The 15,674-nt window shown below is 66.8% G+C and carries 16 protein-coding genes; 9 read left to right on the plus strand and 7 right to left on the minus strand.

Annotated features, from left to right (window positions below; genetic code table 11):
* The first annotated feature begins 368 nt into the window (after nucleotides 1-368).
* Nucleotides 369-944: a hypothetical protein gene (locus ACH438_RS20255; RefSeq protein ID WP_397007356.1), complete on the plus strand. Its 576-nt coding sequence runs from the start codon at nucleotides 369-371 to the stop codon at nucleotides 942-944.
* Between the two features lie 311 nt (nucleotides 945-1,255).
* Nucleotides 1,256-2,302 (plus strand): fused (3R)-hydroxyacyl-ACP dehydratase subunits HadA/HadB, encoded by a 1,047-nt coding sequence (locus tag ACH438_RS20260; RefSeq protein WP_397007358.1) that lies wholly within the window; start codon nucleotides 1,256-1,258, stop codon nucleotides 2,300-2,302.
* Nucleotides 2,303-2,415: 113 nt separating this feature from the next.
* On the opposite strand, the gene ACH438_RS20265 is transcribed toward ACH438_RS20260, so the two are convergent.
* The 3 genes from ACH438_RS20265 to fbaA all read right to left on the minus strand — a co-directional run bounded on the left by ACH438_RS20265 (nucleotide 2,416) and on the right by fbaA (nucleotide 6,299).
* A complete protein-coding gene (locus ACH438_RS20265) occupies nucleotides 2,416-3,879 on the minus strand; it encodes a DUF4185 domain-containing protein (RefSeq protein ID WP_397007360.1) in 1,464 nt (487 codons plus the stop codon).
* A 173-nt stretch (nucleotides 3,880-4,052) separates the two neighbouring features.
* Nucleotides 4,053-5,171 carry a BTAD domain-containing putative transcriptional regulator gene (locus tag ACH438_RS20270; RefSeq protein WP_397007362.1) on the minus strand — a complete coding sequence of 373 codons (1,119 nt, stop codon included), beginning with the start codon at nucleotides 5,169-5,171 and terminating at the stop codon, nucleotides 4,053-4,055.
* A gap of 90 nt (nucleotides 5,172-5,261) precedes the next feature.
* Nucleotides 5,262-6,299 carry a class II fructose-bisphosphate aldolase gene (fbaA, locus tag ACH438_RS20275; protein WP_397007364.1) on the minus strand — a complete coding sequence of 346 codons (1,038 nt, stop codon included), beginning with the start codon at nucleotides 6,297-6,299 and terminating at the stop codon, nucleotides 5,262-5,264.
* A gap of 175 nt (nucleotides 6,300-6,474) precedes the next feature.
* On the opposite strand from fbaA, the gene ACH438_RS20280 reads away from it, so the two are divergent.
* Nucleotides 6,475-7,176 (plus strand): DedA family protein, encoded by a 702-nt coding sequence (locus tag ACH438_RS20280; RefSeq protein WP_397008188.1) that lies wholly within the window; start codon nucleotides 6,475-6,477, stop codon nucleotides 7,174-7,176.
* Between the two features lie 34 nt (nucleotides 7,177-7,210).
* Entirely contained in the window at nucleotides 7,211-7,891 is a 681-nt protein-coding gene (locus ACH438_RS20285; protein WP_397007366.1) for a DedA family protein, read from the plus strand.
* Between the two features lie 42 nt (nucleotides 7,892-7,933).
* Here the strand turns inward: ACH438_RS20285 and ACH438_RS20290 are convergent, their stop codons facing one another.
* Genes ACH438_RS20290 through ACH438_RS20305 form a run of 4 tightly spaced genes read right to left on the minus strand, consistent with a single transcriptional unit; the run spans nucleotide 7,934 to nucleotide 10,902 of the window.
* Complete coding sequence (locus tag ACH438_RS20290; protein WP_397007368.1) at nucleotides 7,934-9,079, minus strand: glycoside hydrolase family 76 protein; 1,146 nt, start codon at nucleotides 9,077-9,079, stop codon at nucleotides 7,934-7,936.
* Between the two features lie 50 nt (nucleotides 9,080-9,129).
* The gene (locus ACH438_RS20295; protein ID WP_397007370.1) at nucleotides 9,130-9,813 is read right to left on the minus strand and encodes a TrmH family RNA methyltransferase; all 684 of its coding nucleotides are present in this window, start codon (nucleotides 9,811-9,813) and stop codon (nucleotides 9,130-9,132) included.
* Nucleotides 9,814-9,836: 23 nt separating this feature from the next.
* The gene (locus tag ACH438_RS20300) at nucleotides 9,837-10,172 is read right to left on the minus strand and encodes a DUF4190 domain-containing protein (RefSeq protein WP_397007372.1); all 336 of its coding nucleotides are present in this window, start codon (nucleotides 10,170-10,172) and stop codon (nucleotides 9,837-9,839) included.
* A gap of 58 nt (nucleotides 10,173-10,230) precedes the next feature.
* A complete protein-coding gene (locus tag ACH438_RS20305; protein WP_397007374.1) occupies nucleotides 10,231-10,902 on the minus strand; it encodes a hypothetical protein in 672 nt (223 codons plus the stop codon).
* A 93-nt stretch (nucleotides 10,903-10,995) separates the two neighbouring features.
* Here ACH438_RS20305 and ACH438_RS20310 point away from each other — a divergent pair, with 93 nt between their 5' ends.
* The 5 genes from ACH438_RS20310 to ACH438_RS20330 all read left to right on the plus strand — a co-directional run bounded on the left by ACH438_RS20310 (nucleotide 10,996) and on the right by ACH438_RS20330 (nucleotide 15,671).
* Nucleotides 10,996-12,384, plus strand: coding sequence for a sensor histidine kinase (locus tag ACH438_RS20310; protein ID WP_397007376.1), 1,389 nt, complete (start codon nucleotides 10,996-10,998; stop codon nucleotides 12,382-12,384).
* 8 nt (nucleotides 12,385-12,392) lie between these two features.
* Entirely contained in the window at nucleotides 12,393-13,055 is a 663-nt protein-coding gene (locus ACH438_RS20315) for a LuxR C-terminal-related transcriptional regulator (RefSeq protein ID WP_397007378.1), read from the plus strand.
* Between the two features lie 100 nt (nucleotides 13,056-13,155).
* Nucleotides 13,156-13,698, plus strand: coding sequence for a Uma2 family endonuclease (locus ACH438_RS20320; RefSeq protein ID WP_397007380.1), 543 nt, complete (start codon nucleotides 13,156-13,158; stop codon nucleotides 13,696-13,698).
* Nucleotides 13,699-13,773: 75 nt separating this feature from the next.
* Nucleotides 13,774-14,220: a hypothetical protein gene (locus ACH438_RS20325; protein ID WP_397007382.1), complete on the plus strand. Its 447-nt coding sequence runs from the start codon at nucleotides 13,774-13,776 to the stop codon at nucleotides 14,218-14,220.
* An 86-nt stretch (nucleotides 14,221-14,306) separates the two neighbouring features.
* Nucleotides 14,307-15,671, plus strand: coding sequence for a purine-cytosine permease family protein (locus ACH438_RS20330; protein ID WP_397007384.1), 1,365 nt, complete (start codon nucleotides 14,307-14,309; stop codon nucleotides 15,669-15,671).
* Nucleotides 15,672-15,674 lie beyond the last annotated feature (3 nt).

Raw genomic sequence — 15,674 nt, forward strand, 5'->3', positions numbered from 1 at the left:
GGGCGGTCAGTAAGTTGCCGCAGACGCCTCGGGATAATGCGGGGCCGCGGAATGTGGGGCCTCGGGGTGGGGCGCCTCGGCAGGATGCGCCTGTTGAGGAGACTCGGCCGGCGCCGCCTCGGCCGCCTATGGGGCCTCGGCGGCCGGCTACTGCGCCTTCGCCTGCTGATATGCAGCCGACTATGCCTGCGCAGCCTATTGGGGGGCCGCGCGTCACTGGGCCGAATCGGGTTGGCGGAGTGCAGGGGCCCGGCACTCAGCAGGGGGCTGGGCAGCAAGGGGCTGGGCAGGGGGCGCCGCAGAATGGGCCGCAGGGGCCCGGGCAAGGAGCTCCCCAAGGGGCGGGAGTTGTTGGGGCGCAGGGTGGGATGCAGGACGGGGCGGGGCGGCCGTTGGCGGCGCCGCAGCGGATTCCTGCCGGTGGGGTGAAAGATGGGCAGGGGCAGGGGAATTCGGTGGCTCCGCCGCAGCAGGTGCAGCCGGGGGCGGCTGTCGCCGGTGGGGGGAAGCCTCGGAAGAAGGTGTTGATCATTGCCGGGGCGGCGGTGGCTGTGCTGGTGGTGGTTGTGGGGGTGATTGTGGCGGTGGCGATGAATTCTTCGGACAATTCGCCCGCGGCGCAGGTCAAGACGGCGATTACGACTTATACGAGTGCGTTGTCGACCGGGGATCTGGATAAGTTGCGCGGGATTACTTGCGGGTCGCAGCACGACTTCTATCAGAATATTTCTGCTGATCAGTTTGCGGGCGTGTACAAGACGTCGAAGGAGCAGAAGAGTATTCCGGTGATCAAGAGTGTGGATGCCGTGCAGGTGACCGGGGACAAGGCGATCGCGCAGGCCACGGTGTACACGTCGGATCCGGCGAAGACGTCGGCTCGGACGTTCGATCTGGAGCATTCGGCGGATGGCTGGAAGGTGTGCGATCCGCCCGCGCAGCACTGAGCAGACCGGTCGTTTTCATTCGTTTCGCGGCCCCGGCGGATCACGATTCCGCCGGGGCCGCGGCCTGCTGTTGAAAGCCCGTAGCGAATCCGATTGGCGCACGAGCCGGCATCCTGTCGCACTTTCCGCCTGTCTCGCGATGAACGTCACATACACCTGGTCATCAGACCTACGCGCCGGTAGCATGTGCCGGATTGTCTGGGCCAGCCATGAGGGCATCCGACGCCGCGCGGCTCTTCGTCGCCGCGGCCGTGCGCACACCGAAGTGCCGCGGGCCCACCGGGATTCGAATTTGCAGGGAGCTGAACACCATGCCGGAGACGGCAGAGGCGGCCACCGCCACCGCAACTGAATTGGTCGGCCGGCACTTCCGTGTCCGTGATCACTATGACGTCGGCCGCGAGAAGGTCCGTGAGTTCGCGCGCGCAGTGCGCAACGACCACCCCGCCCATCACCACGAGGCCGGTGCGGCCGAGGTCGGCTACGGCGCGCTGCTGGCCTCGCCGACCTTCGCGTCGGTGATCGGCGCGGCCACCACTCGCGCGCTGATCGGCACCGTGCTCACGGAGTACGACGTCTCGCAGATTCTGCAGACGGATCAGATCTTCGAGTTCGTCCGCCCGATCATGGCCGGTGACCATCTGGCCGTGGATGTGGTGATCGAGAACATCCGCAGCTACGGCGACAACGACTTCATCACCGTGAAGGTGACGCTGTCCGATGTCGAGAACCGGCCGGCGCTCATCGCGACCACCACGATCGTGGCCCGCAAGGGCGTGGAGATCGATCCGGAGTCGGTGCAGACCGTGGCCGGCGTCGTGATGCACGGGCATGTGGCCGATGCGGACGGCACCACCGATCCGACCGGCCTGATCCTGCTGGCCCCGGAAGAGGTTATCGCGCTCGACGCACCCGCCGCGGCACTGCCGGTGCACACCATCCCGAAGGCCGCGACCCTCACCGCCGGGACCGAGCTACCCGCCGCCAAGGTGCCCGTCACCCGTGGTGACCTGGTCAATTACGCGGGCGTCTCCGGTGACCCGAACCCGATCCACTTCAGCGATGCCGCCGCCAAACTGGTCGGCCTGCCGACTGTGGTGGCGCACGGCATGCTGACCATGGGTCTCACCGCCGGCTTCCTCGTCGACTGGCTCGGCGATCCTTCGGCGCTGAGCAAGTTCAGCGTCCGCTTCTCGGGCTTCGTCCCGGTCGAGCCGACCGCGCCGACCATCGTCGAACTCACCGGCAAGGTGAAGTCGGTCGACACCGAAAACAGCACCGCCACCATCATTCTCGGCGGTACTTCCGAGGGTAAGAAGCTGTTCGGCCGCGCAGTGGCCGAGATCCGGCTTTCCTGATTGAGACAACTCTCGTAGCTTTCAGGGGCTTACGCCCCTGAAACCCCGAAGCGGGTAGGACGAGAGCGGGCCGCACTTGAAGTGCGGCCCGCTCTTTTACGTGGTACGACAACTCAATTCATGGTGGCGTGCATCAGATAGACGTTGTAGTCGCTCCAGGTCGACATCGTGAAGTAGAGATCCTTACCCGTCGACCACGGGTGAATGAATCCGCCGTACAGCTCCGGGAATTGCAACGCGGAAACCGTGGTGGCGCTGTCCGACCAGACCCCCTGCGGCGAATCGGATTCCCGCACAACGAGAGCCGCCTTGGCGGTATCCAGGTAGCTCATCTGCCACACCTTGCGGTCGGCGTCGTACCGGACCGACAGTTCCCCGGCGGGCGCGTCCACGATCGGATCGGCCGACACGAATCCGTCTGCGGGCGTCCACGATCCGCCCTTCCAGTACTGGTACGCGGTCACGTTCAGCACCTGGTCCTTGGGCACCCGCGCCAGCCCCACGGCGCCGAGCCGCGAATTGGGGATGCCGAACATGTACACGTAGTCGCCCTGCGGCACCATGGCCGTCACCTGGAAGTTGGAGACGCCGAAGATATTGTCCCAGCGCGCATGTGGATCCTTGGTCCAGTGCTCGCCGTGGTCGTCGGAGTAGGCGATGCCGCCGTAGTTGGTGTACCAGGTGCCCGGAATGCTGTTCCAGGTGCGGATGGACATGTAGCTCATGTACTGCCGGTCGCCGATGGCGAAGCCGGAGGTCGGGATGGTGGTGATCTCGATATTGTCCAGCTTCTCGCTGCTGAGCAGTTCCGAGGCGTGGCAACGGTCGTCGGTGACCATGCGGTCGAAGACGACGCCGCGGGACAGGTCCTTGTTGCTGCTGAAGGCGAGCAGGTTGCTGCGCCAGTCCTCGCCCATGCCGCCCGGCGGGTGGAAGTCGCGTCCGATGGTGTCGCCGAAGGCCATGGCGATCTCACCGGGTTTGCTCTCCCACATGATGCCGAGGTCGGTGCCCTGCACCTGCCAGCGCTTGTCGGTGCGGTTGACCGAGTCGGCGCCGGTCACCTTGGCGACCTCGGTGACATCGTCGATGCGGGGCGTGGGCCGCGCCGGAGCCTGGGGCGCCGGGTCGACGGCCGGGTGTACCGGCTCCGGGCCCGGCGGGACGGCGGGCGGATTCGGGTTGGGGAACGCGAAATTGAACGGCTGCGGCCGGATCACGAGCTTCGGCAGGCCGAGCTGTTCGAGGACGTCGGGTGCGGGTGGTGGCCCGTCGGTGAGGTCCGGGCACGGGTTGACGCACGGATCCGACGGCAGGTCCACCTTCACGCGTTTGGTGGGTTCCACCGCCGGGCCGGGGTCCACGGTCACGACCGGGTAGGAGAACGGCACCTCGAGGGTTTTGGGTACCAGTGATTCGTGCACCGGTGCCGGATCGGTCTTACAGGGCCCGATACCCGGAAGGCCTGCCGGTGCAGCGGAATCCGGTGTCGCCGAGGCGACCGGTCCGTCCACTCCGGCGAGTACACCCGCTCCGAATACCAGCGCTCCCGCAGCTGCCAGCAGCCGCATGGCCATCCATTCAACCTCTCGACATCGGGCTCACCGGACACATCCGGCGCAGAACCCTACCCCCGGCGGCCGGTGATGCGGCGGCACTCGCCCAAGATCGACCGAATCGATATGCGCGCCGCGCCGGTCCGCCCTTCGCGAAACGAAACCGATAGTGCAGCAGCGTAATACAGGAACCGTCAGCGCAGGGCCTGGAAGATCAGCACGGTGCCGCCGATCCGGATGGCGTCGCCGTCGGCCAGCACCGCGGCGCTCTCGATGGGGTCCTCGTTGATGTAGATGCCGTTGGCCGAGTGCAGATCCTTGATGAGCAGTCCGGCCCGGCTGGGCGTGATCTGCGCGTGGTAGCGGCTGGCCTTGGGATCGTCGAGGACCAGATCGTTGTCGGTCATGCGGCCGATCTTCATACCGCCCGCGGCGATCGGGATGACCTTGCCGTCCGCCGTCCGCAATTGGCCCGCCCGCACGGCCCGCGGCATCTCGGTGACGGTCTCGGTCATGGCCTTGGCCATGCGTTCGACCTCGGCGATCTGCCCGGTGGCGAGGGGTTCCTGCCGCAGCACCTTCTGTTCCAGCGCGATCAGCGGCGGCCCCGGATCGATGCCGAGTTCGTCGGCGAGCAGTTCCCGCACCCGCCGGCACGCGTCCAGCGCGTCGGCCTGCCGCCCGGACATGTAGAGGGCGGTGATGTACTGCACCCACAGCGGTTCCCGCAGTGGATATTCGGTGGTCAGCTGCCAGAGCTGGCTCACCATGGATGCGGCTCGGCCGCAGGCGATCTCGGTGTCGATGCGCGCGGACAGCACCAGCAGCCGCTCTTCCTCCATGGCGGTGGCGAAACTGTCGGCGAAACCCAGCCCGATCAGATCGTCGAGGGCCCGGCCGCTCCACTGGTCCAGCGCGTCACCGTAGAGCCGGGACGCGTTCTCGTGGTCGCCGACCGCGGCGGCCTCCGCGCCGGACCGTCGCAGGCTCTCGAAGCGGCCCAGATCGCAATCGGTATCGGGCACCTCCAGCCGGTACCCGGCGGCCTCGGTGCGCAGCAGTGCCGCGGCGTCCACGCCGGCCGTGCGCAGCGTCTTGCGGATGTTCGAGACGAACACCTGCAGACTGGCCTGATACGAATCGGGCGGATCATCGTTCCAGACGATGTCCGCGAGGGCCTGCGAGGACACCGCGCGCCGCCGGTTGACCGTGAGTGCCGCCAGCAGTGCGCGCGGCTTCGGCCCGCCGACCGGCACCGGCCGGCCGGCGACGAACAGCTGCACGGGGCCCAGCACCCGCACATCGACAGTCATGCCACCTGCCTCGATAGAGACCGCGGCGCGCCCGCCGCTCGAAAATTGCCCGGGATTCCGCCGTTTCGGGCGGAATCCCGGGTGTTGAGCTTACTTGGCGCTGATCGAACGTCCCGCCGACTTCAGGTCGTTGCAGGCCTCGACGACGCGGGCGGTCATATTGGCCTCCGCCTTCTTGAGGTAGCTGCGCGGGTCGTAGACCTTCTTGTTGCCGACCTCACCGTCGATCTTGAGCACGCCGTCGTAGTTGGCGAACATGTGTCCCGCGATCGGGCGGGTGAACGCGTACTGGGTGTCGGTGTCGACGTTCATCTTCACCACGCCGTACCGCAGCGAGTCCTCGATCTCCGACTTCAGCGAGCCGGAACCGCCGTGGAAGACGAAGTCGAACGGCTGCGAACCGGCGGCCAGGCCCAGCTTGGCGGCGGCCACCCGCTGGCCCTCGGCCAGCACCTCGGGCTTGAGCACCACATTGCCCGGCTTGTACACGCCGTGCACATTGCCGAAGGTGGCGGCGAGCAGGTACTTGCCGTTCTCGCCGGAGCCGAGCGCGTCGATGGTCTTCTCGAAGTCCTCCGACGAGGTGTAGAGCTTCTCGTTGATCTCGGCCTCGACACCGTCCTCTTCACCACCGACGACGCCGATCTCGACCTCGAGGATGATGTTCGCCGCGTGCGCCTGCTTCAGCAGTTCCTTGGCGATCTCCAGGTTCTCGTCGATCGGGATCGCGGAACCGTCCCACATGTGCGACTGGAACAGCGGGTTGAGGCCGTTCTTCACGCGCTCGGCCGAGATGGCCAGCAGCGGGCGCACGAAGCCGTCCAGCTTGTCCTTCGGGCAGTGGTCGGTGTGCAGCGCGATGGTGACGTCGTACTTGGCGGCCACCACATTCGCGAACTCCGCGAGCGCGACCGAACCCGTCACCATGTCCTTCACACCCAGCCCGGAGCCGAATTCCGCACCGCCGGTGGAGAACTGGATGATGCCGTCGGAACCGGCATCCGCGAAGCCCTTGATGGCCGCGTTGATGGTCTCCGAGGACGTGCAGTTGATGGCGGGAAACGCGAAGGAGTTCTCCTTGGCCCGAGCAATCATCTCGGCGTAGATCTCCGGAGTCGCGATGGGCACAGTGACCTCCGTTGTGTGTGTGCTGTGTACAACAAATTCTGTCAGGCCACACGATAGGCGAATCGTATTTTCCGCACTTGACGGCCTCGCACACCCGACAACTTTGTGAGGTTGCTTCGAGGTTCGGTGTGATGTCCGTACTGCCGGTAGTGTGGTGGCCGTGACCTTGCTGGCCGTGTCAGATGCCGTGACGACCAACGCTGCTTTGCCCGCGATCCTGGACCCGATGCACCTGCTGACGGATACCTGGATGAAGGATGCGGTGCTCCCGGCGATCTTGGTGATCGTCTTCATCGAGACCGGTCTGCTGTTCCCGATCCTGCCGGGCGACTCGCTGTTGTTCACCGGCGGTCTGCTGGCGGCCCACCCGAGCCACCCCGTCTCCCTGTGGACGCTGCTGCCGGCGGTCGCGTTCGTCGCCTGGCTGGGTGATCAATCCGGGTATTGGATCGGGCGAGCCATAGGCCCGGCGCTGTTCAAGAAGGAAGACACACGCTTCTTCAAACAGCACTACATCACCGAAACCCACGCCTTCTTCGAGAAGCACGGTCCGAAGACCATCGTGCTGGCCCGCTTCGTGCCCATCGTGCGCACGTTCATGCCGGTGCTGGCGGGTGTCTCGAAAATGGATTACCGGAAGTTCGCGCTGGTCGACATCATCGGCGCCATCCTGTGGGGTGGCGGCGTGACCGTGCTCGGCTACTTCCTCGGCAATATCGAATTCATCCGCAAGAACGTGGAAGCCATCTTCCTGCTCATCGTGGTGGTCTCGATCCTGCCGGGCATCATCAGCGTCGCCAAGAATCTGCTGCACCGCGGTACCCGCCCGGCCGAGAGCCCGGAGCTGGCCACCACGACGAACGAGCCGACCCACTGAGCCGTCGGTGTCGACCACCCCGCTAAACCTTTCCATGGGCGGTTTCGGACCGCTCGAGACAGCCGGGCCGCTTCTCGTCTGGGCCATCGTTCTGACGTTCGTGTTCCTGGAGTGCGCGTTCATCATCGGGCTGTTCCTGCCGGGTGATTCCATGCTGATCACCGCCGGTGTGGTGCTGGCCTCGCAGGCCGGCGGGCAGGGGCAGGTGTGGGCGCTGTCGATCGCGACCATGATCTCGGCCATCGCCGGTAATCAGGTCGGCTATGTCGTCGGGCAGCGCACCGGGCATCACCTGGTGGCGCGCAAGAACGGCAAATACATCAACACGCGGAATCTGGCTCGCGTGGCGGAACTGTTGCACCGGCACGGTTTCCTGGCCGTGCTGGTGGCCCGCTGGATTCCCTGGGTGCGCACGCTGTGCCCGCTGGTGGCGGGCGCGGCGGAGATGGATCACCGCCGGTACACCATCGCGTCGACGATCGGCGCGATCATCTGGGCGCCGGTGATTCTGCTGACCAGCTATTACGCGGGCAGTTTCCTGGAGGACATCTCCTGGCTCATGCCCGTGGTGATCGGCACGCTGGTGGTGGGCCTGATCGTGGGCACTGTCATCGGGATTCGCCAGTACCGGGCGGAAATGCGGCGGCCCACCGAGGATTTCGACCTGGCGGCCATGGACGCGGAGACCCAGCCGATTCCGCACGTGCAGCGCTGAATCCGGCCGGCGCCGATCGACGCCGAGAATTCACGCAGTGTTTCAGAGCCCGGCGGCCGTGACCGTGTGCGCGGCTTCCATGAGTTTCCAGCCCGAAAGCTGAACGGACAGATCGCGTTCGGGACTGCGGGAGGCCCGCACCGAACCGCTGCCCGTGGCGCGGCCGGCCCCGGCGATCCCGGGTAGTCGCGCGGGCTTGCGCCAGTCCGGTCCGAAGAGCGGGTCGCCCTCGACTTCCAGGCGGTTCTCCCAGGCGGCCGTGGCGGAGCGGCGGACGATACCGGCCGCGGTGCGGCGGGCGGTGGCGAAGTCGCCGTCGTCGCCGGGCAGCATGACGGCCAGCAGGGCCAGGTAGCGCACGAGGATGCCGTTGAACAGGCCGCCGTCCCCGCCGCCGCCACCGCTGACGATGCCGCCCTCGGTCATGTGCTCCTCGACGGCGAACACCAGCCGGGCCGCGCGCTCGGCGTGCCGGGGTTCGCCGGTGTGCACGGCGAGTTCGGTTTCCAGCCCGAGGACGACGCCCTGGCAGTAGCTGTAGGTGGGGCGTTCGACTTCGCCGGAGGGTAGGTGGATGCCGTCGAAGATGAGTCCGGTTTCCTTGTCGCGCAAGGTGTTGTCGAGCCAATCGGCGATTTCCACGGCGCGGGGATATCGGCCGAGCCGGGCCATTGCAATACCGACCGGACCGTTTGCTGGGGCATTGAAGAAATCCGAACCCTTACGCCACGGCACCGCCCCGAACTCCGGCTCGAAACCCGCGCACAGATCTTTGTCCAGCGCGAGCAGCCCGCCCCGCACCTCCGCGATCCCCTGCGTGCGCTCGGCCCGCTCCAAAGCGATTGCCAGCCACGCCATATCGTCGTAGTACTGATTGGTCCAGCCGCGGAGATTGCGAATTCGCATGGTGCGGGCGATCGCCGCGATCCGCCGCCGGCGCACCGGCGTGGGCGCCCGATTGGCCGCGTCCACACAACAGTCCACGAGATGCGCCTGCCACCAGTAATGCCAGGACGCGAACGCCCGATCCCGTTTGGTCGGCGGCCAGCCCACCACCCCCAACTGGGTGCGCGGGATCCCCCACAACAGGCGCAGATGCCTGGTCACGATCGCTGACTCGGCCAGATCGGCACGCTCCGCCCAGAGCGCAGCGGTCGGCTCGATATTGCGCCCGGTCCGCGAAGTCATAGGACATATCGTGCCAGTCGGACGGGGCAGTTCGTGGCTGATTTGTTATGTCACCAGGCTGTCGTCGGATCGGCGTGTTGCCGAATCCAGGCATGCATGGCGATCCCGGCCGCCACACCCGCATTGATGCTCCGGGTCGACCCGAATTGCGCGATCGAGACCGTCAGCAGCGCGCCGTCCCGCGCGGCCTCGGTGACCCCGGGACCCTCCTGCCCGAACAGCAACAGGCAATTGCGCGGCAGCCGAGCGGTTTCCAGCGGTACCGAACCGGGGACATTGTCCACCGCCACCACGGTCAGCCCGTTCTCGGCCGCGAAACGCAATAGCTCGGCGGTATCGGAGTGATGCACGATGTGCTGATACCGGTCGGTCACCATGGCCCCACGCCGATTCCAGCGCTTACGTCCCACAATGTGCACGGCCGCCGCCGCGAAGGCATTCGCCGTGCGCACCACGGTGCCGATATTCGCGTCGTGCCCGAAGTTTTCTATGGCCACATGGAACGGATGCCGCCGCCGATCGATATCGGCGACGATCGCCGCCCGCGTCCAATAGCGATACGGATCGACCACATTGCGGCGGTCACCGTGCTCGAGCAGTTCCGGGTCCAGGCGCGGATCGTCCGGTGGTTCGGTGCCGAACTCCTCGCGCCACGGCCCGACGCCGTGCGGATGCTCGCCCCATTCGGTGGGACCGGGGGCGAGCGGATCGTCGGAGGCCGGGGCGGAATTCACCCGCTCATCGTAGTGACCGGGTCTCAGTAGGAATTGGTGTGCTTGCTGTCGAGCACCGCGAACAGGATCGCCGCGCCGTAAAACAACACGCCAGCGATTAGTAAGCAGGTGGCTACTATCCCGCACACATAACCGACCGTCACATTGCCGCGACCACCCAGCATGCCGCCCGCGTGGTCGATCTCCCGACGCGCCTTGTGTCCCATGAACCACGCGATCGGCCCCAGCAACTGGCAGCACACCAGACTCAGGATCCCGAGCACCATGATGGTGGTGGTCTGCGGATGGTCCGGCGGCCGCCCGTACTGCGGATAGCCGGGATAACCACCGGGCGGATAGTCGTAAGGCGGATAACTCACGGCTGCATAGTATTCGGCCGCACCACCGCCCGCCCGGCTACGCGAAACCCCTCGAACGCTACGAGGAACTGCCGAGCGCGGCCGCCAGGATCGCGACCACGAAGATGGTCACGTAGAGCAGCAGCAAGCAGGTGGCGACGATGCCGCACACATACCCGACCGTCACCAGGGTGCGACCGCCGATACCGCCGTTCGAGGCGTCGATCTCGTCGCGGGCGCGCCGGCCCATCACCCAGGCCACCGGGCCCAGGATCTGGCACAGCACCACGCTCAGGATGCCGACGATGAGGATGGTCGTGGCCTGCGGGTGATCCGGCGGCGGCGCACCGAAATACCCGGCGGGCGGATAACCAGGCTGACCGCCGGGCGGATATCCGGGCTGGTTGTAGCCCGGCGCGCCGCCGTACGGCTGACCGTATCCGGGTGGCGTGCCGTAGGGCTGACCGTATTGCTGTGCCTGGCCATAGGGCTGCTGGCCGTACTGCTGCTGCCCATAGGGCTGGCCGTAAGGCGCTGACGCTTGCGGCGGCGCATCGGACGGCGGTGTGACCGGGGGCGTGGCGCCCGCGGACCACTGGCCGTACTCCACGGGTGGTGCGTCCGTGGGAGGCTCGGTGGATTCCGGTGGCGTGGAGAGGGACTCCGCGCGCTTGGCGAAATCGACCGGTCCCGGATCGGCGTCCCCTGGTGCGGAATCCGGTTTCGAGACGTTCGACGCGTCATCGGTCATGCCCCAGATGCTAGGTGGTAGTGCCTGCCACACCCCGCATTTGCGAGTCTGCTCGATCGCTTCGTCCCCCACATTCCCGCCAGTATGTGAGGTATGACCGATCCGGCGGAGCAGTTCACCCTCATGACCGACCGACCTCCGCAGCCGTCCGGCACGCCCGCGCCGGACGCGCGGTCGATGCTGCTCGCGGTCCTGCTGGCGCCGTTCCAGGCACGGACCTGGAAGGAACTGATCTACCTGATCATGACCGCGGGACTCGGTGTGCTGGCGGGCATGTACGGGCTGCTGGGGTTCGGTGGGACGCTGTACCTTTCGCTGTTCGTGATCGGAATTCCGCTGCTGGCCTGCGTACTTCTCGGGGCGCGGGTGTGGGGGAAGGTGTATCGGGTGCTCGGGCTGATCCTGCTGGACGCCGAGTTGCCGGATCCGCCGCCGTTCACGTTCCAGCGCAGTCCGTGGGGCTGGTTGCGGGCGGCGTTCACGGATCGCACCGCGTGGCGGGCGGTGGCGTTCCTGGTGATCCAGTGCGTGCTCGGGTTCGGGGTGGGCACCGGGGTACTGATGCTGATCTTCCTGGTCGGCATGCTGGCGTTGTCGCCGCTGCTGTGGTTCTACGGCAATCCGACGAATGTGGATACGCAAGGTGTGCAGCATCATTCGCTCATCCAGTTCGGCGACTATTACGTGGAGACCTGGCCCCGGGTGCTGGGTGTCGGATTCATCGGACTGCTCGGGTGTTTCGTGCTGCCGTGGCTGATTCGCGGTGTCTGTCAGATACATCGGCTCACGTCGTACTGGCTGCTCACGCCGACCGTCCACGATCAGCAACTGGTGGAATTGCAGGAGAGCCGGCGCGCCGCCGTGAACGATTCCGCCGCGACCCTGCGCCGGCTGGAACGCGATCTGCACGACGGCACCCAGGCGCGGCTGGTGAGCATCGCCATGATGCTGGGCCGCGCCGAGGAGCGGACCGCCGCCGGCGGCGAGGCGGGCGAGCTCATCGCCCAGGCCCGCTCCGGGACCAAGGAGGCACTGACCGAACTGCGGGAGCTGGTGCGCGGCATCCATCCGCCCGCACTGGAATTGGGCTTGGGCCCGGCGCTGGAGACCTTGGCCGCGCGCTGCGCCATCCCCGTGGAGTTGCGGGTGCTGCTCCCGGTCCGGCCCACACCCGCCATCGAGACCATCGCCTATTTCTCGGTGGCCGAACTGCTCACCAATGTGGTGAAACATGCTGCGGCGACACATATCTGGGTCGCGGTACTACCCGCCGGCCAGTCGGCGCTCGCGGTGAGCGTGCGCGACAACGGGCAGGGCGGCGCCCTGCAACCGGCCGAGATCCGGGGCGAAGCGGTAGTGGCGGGCGGTCTTTCGGGCCTGGCCGCGCGGGCCCGGGCCGTGGACGGCACGCTGGTGGTGGACAGTCCGGTGGGCGGCCCGACGGTGGTCACCATGTACCTGCCGATCGCGGGCCCGCAATGATCGACGGCATGCGTACCGACGACAAGCGACTACGGGTGATCATCGCCGAGGACAATGCGATTCTGCGCGACGGCCTCACCTCGCTCCTGGTGGAGCGGGGTCACGAGGTGGTCGCCACCGTCGGCGAAGCGACCGGTCTGTCCGAAATGGTTGCCGGACATCTGCCCGACGTCGCCTTGATCGATGTCCGCATGCCCCCGAGCTTCACCGACGAGGGCCTCCTCGCCGCCCTCGCCCTGCGCCGCAGCCATCCGAGCGTGGGCGTGCTCGTCTTCTCCCAATGGATCGAGACCCGCTACGCCACCGAACTTCTCGCCGCCGGCGCCGGCGGCGTCGGCTACCTGCTCAAGGACCGCGTAGCCGACGTCAGCGATTTCGTGGACGCCCTCCAGCGCGTGGCCACCGGCGGCACCGCCCTCGATCCGGAGGTGGTCAGCCAGCTCATGGGCGCTGCCCGCCAGCAGAATTCACTCGCCCGCGTCACCCCTCGTGAACGCGAAGTCCTCGAATCCATGGCCCAGGGCCTCTCCAACGCCGCCATCGCCAAGGCCCTCACCGTCACCGAGCGCGCCGTCGAAAAACACATCGGCAACATCTTCACCAAACTCGAACTGCCGCCATCGGATATGCACCATCGCCGAGTATTGGCGGTTCTGCGGTTGAAGGGTTGAAACATCGCTGTGTGGTTGCGGGGCGTGGAAGACTGGGCGCATGCGTCGGTCTAGTTCCACGGAAGCGCTGCACACGTTTGCGTCCTGGCCTGATCACCTAGTGACGCTGGGCGAGTGGTCGGACTTGCCGGAGAACAATCGGCATTGCCGGGAATTGGTGGACGGTGTGCTGGTGGTGGCGCCGCAGCCGCCCCGGCATCAGCTGGCGGTGTGGCGGCTGGCGGCGCAATTGGAGCGGGCGCTGCCGCGGGGGATCGCCGCGCTGGCGCGGATCGAGCTGATGATCGACGAGGTGCATCCGGCGACGGTGCGGGTACCGGATGTGCTGGTGGTGGGCGGGGCGGCGGGGGCCGCGCATGCGACGCGGGTGCGGCCTGGGGATGTGCTGGCCGCCATCGAGATCGTGGCGCCGGGTTCGCGGCGGACGGATCGGGTCACGAAGCTGTGGGAGTACGCGGCGGCGGGGATCCGGCATTACTGGCTGCTGGAGCCGGAGGATGCGGTGCGGCTGCTGGCGTACGAGCTGGCCGGGGACAGTTATGTACCGACCGGTGAGTATTCGGGGACGCCGGAGATGGACCTCGACGGCATTACGCTTCCCCTCGATCTCGACGCGCTCACGATTCTGCGCACAACCGTCTGACCTCGACCGATTCCCCACCCGGTACGAAGATCGGGACTATCCTGGAATTCCAGGAAGCCGTGGTTGGAGGGTGTCATGGACCACGCGCGCATATTTCGTACCGTGCTCGGCGTGACCGTCGTCTACGTCATAGCCCTCGGCGTGTGGCTGGGCTGGATCATGCCCCTCACCCCGCCGGGAACCTTGCCCATCCAAGTGATCACCCTGGTCGGCCTGTTCGGCACCTTCCTCGGCATCGGCATGCTGTTCGCGCAGCGGCCCACCCGCTCCGATCGCCGGCTGCTCCGGCACGGGCTCGAGGGCTGGGCCAATATCGAGGCCGTGCACCCCCTGACCCACACCGATCACTGCACCGAGATCACCGAACTGGACCTCGAACTGGTGGTGCCCGGATCGGAGTCCTATCGCGGCAGCATCGTCTTCGATATGGAACCGGTCGTCCGCCCGAGAATCATTGTCGGCGAAACCATCTCGATCCGCGTGGACCCGCGCAATCGCGACCGCATCATGCTCTGCCTGTGAAAATGGCGCTCACCGGCTGAAATATATGACGTAGCAACTCGGCTGGCCGACCGATTCGCCCGATCCTGGCCGTAGCATCACTGGTCATGACCACCGCTGCTTCACAAGATCGCCGGGAAGCGCCGCTGGTGCTCGACACCGAGCCACCACGCACCCTGGGCTTCGTCGACCAGGGCGCATTCTGGCTGAACATCGGCATCAGCCTCATCGGCTTCAGCGGTGCCGCCGTCGTGCTCTCCCCCGACGGGAAATCGCATCTGCCGATCGCGGGCGCGATTCTGGCGACCGTGCTGGGCACCGTGATCGGCGCGGCCATGGTCGCCGGACCCGGCGCCATCGGCGCCCGCACCGGCGCGCCCGCCATGGCGGTACTCCGCGGACTGTTCGGTACGAAACTCTCGTATCTGCCGACCGTCGCCAATATCGTGCAGTGCATCGGCTGGGGCGTGTACGAGCTCACCGTCATCGCGCTCGGCGTCTCCGCCCTCACCCACGACCGGGTACCGCACTGGATCGTCATCATCGCCGCCGGCGTGCTCTCCACCGCCATGGCCATCTGGCCGCTGAACTCGGTGCGCGCCCTGCGCAAATACGTGTCGGTCGCGGTCGCCATCGCCATGATCTACTTCACGGTTCAGCTACTGCGGCAACCGGTTCCGGCGCCGACCGACACCAGCTGGAGCCAGTTCTGGCCCGCCGTCGACAGCACCCTCGCCGTCTCCATCTCCTTCGTGCCGCTGGCCGCCGACTACACCCGGCACTCGCGATCGCCGCGCACCGCGGCCGGCGCCACCGTACTCGGCTACTCGGTCGCGCAGATCTGGTGCTACCTGCTCGGCATCATCGCCATCCTGCAGGCCGGCGGCGACAGCACCAAGATCTTCGACACCTTCCTCGGCGTGGCCGCGGGCTGGCTGTTCTTCGCGGTCCTGGTGCTGCGCGAATCCGATCAGTCCTTCGCCAATATCTACTCGACGGCCATGTCCATCCAGAACCTGCTGCCCCGGGTGGACCGGCGGCTGCTCGCCGGACTGGTCGGGCTGGCGGTGACGCTGCTGGCGCTGCCGGTGCGCGACTTCTCCAGTTACGCCAACTTCCTGGTGCTGATCGGCTCTGTCTTCGTGCCGTTGTGCGCGGTGCTGATCGTCGACTACTACTTCGGGCGGGGGCGACGCGGGTGGGACCTCACCGAAACCGCGCCCACGCGACTGATCATGCTGCTGCCCTGGGCCGCCGGGTTCGTCACCTACCAGCTGTTCAATCCCGGTTCCATCAGCTGGTGGGCGAACTTCTGGACCAAGGTGCAGGACACCGTGCACATCCACCCGGGCTGGTGGTCCTCCGCGTCACTGTTCGCCTTCCTGATCGCCGCCGCCCTCACCGGATTGCTGGTGCGGTTCGGCCGCCAACCGGTCGCGGGTCCCCAACCAGTCGATCTGCGCAAGGGCTGACCG

Source organism: Nocardia sp. NPDC020380 (genome assembly GCF_044386975.1).
GTDB lineage: Bacteria > Actinomycetota > Actinomycetes > Mycobacteriales > Mycobacteriaceae > Nocardia.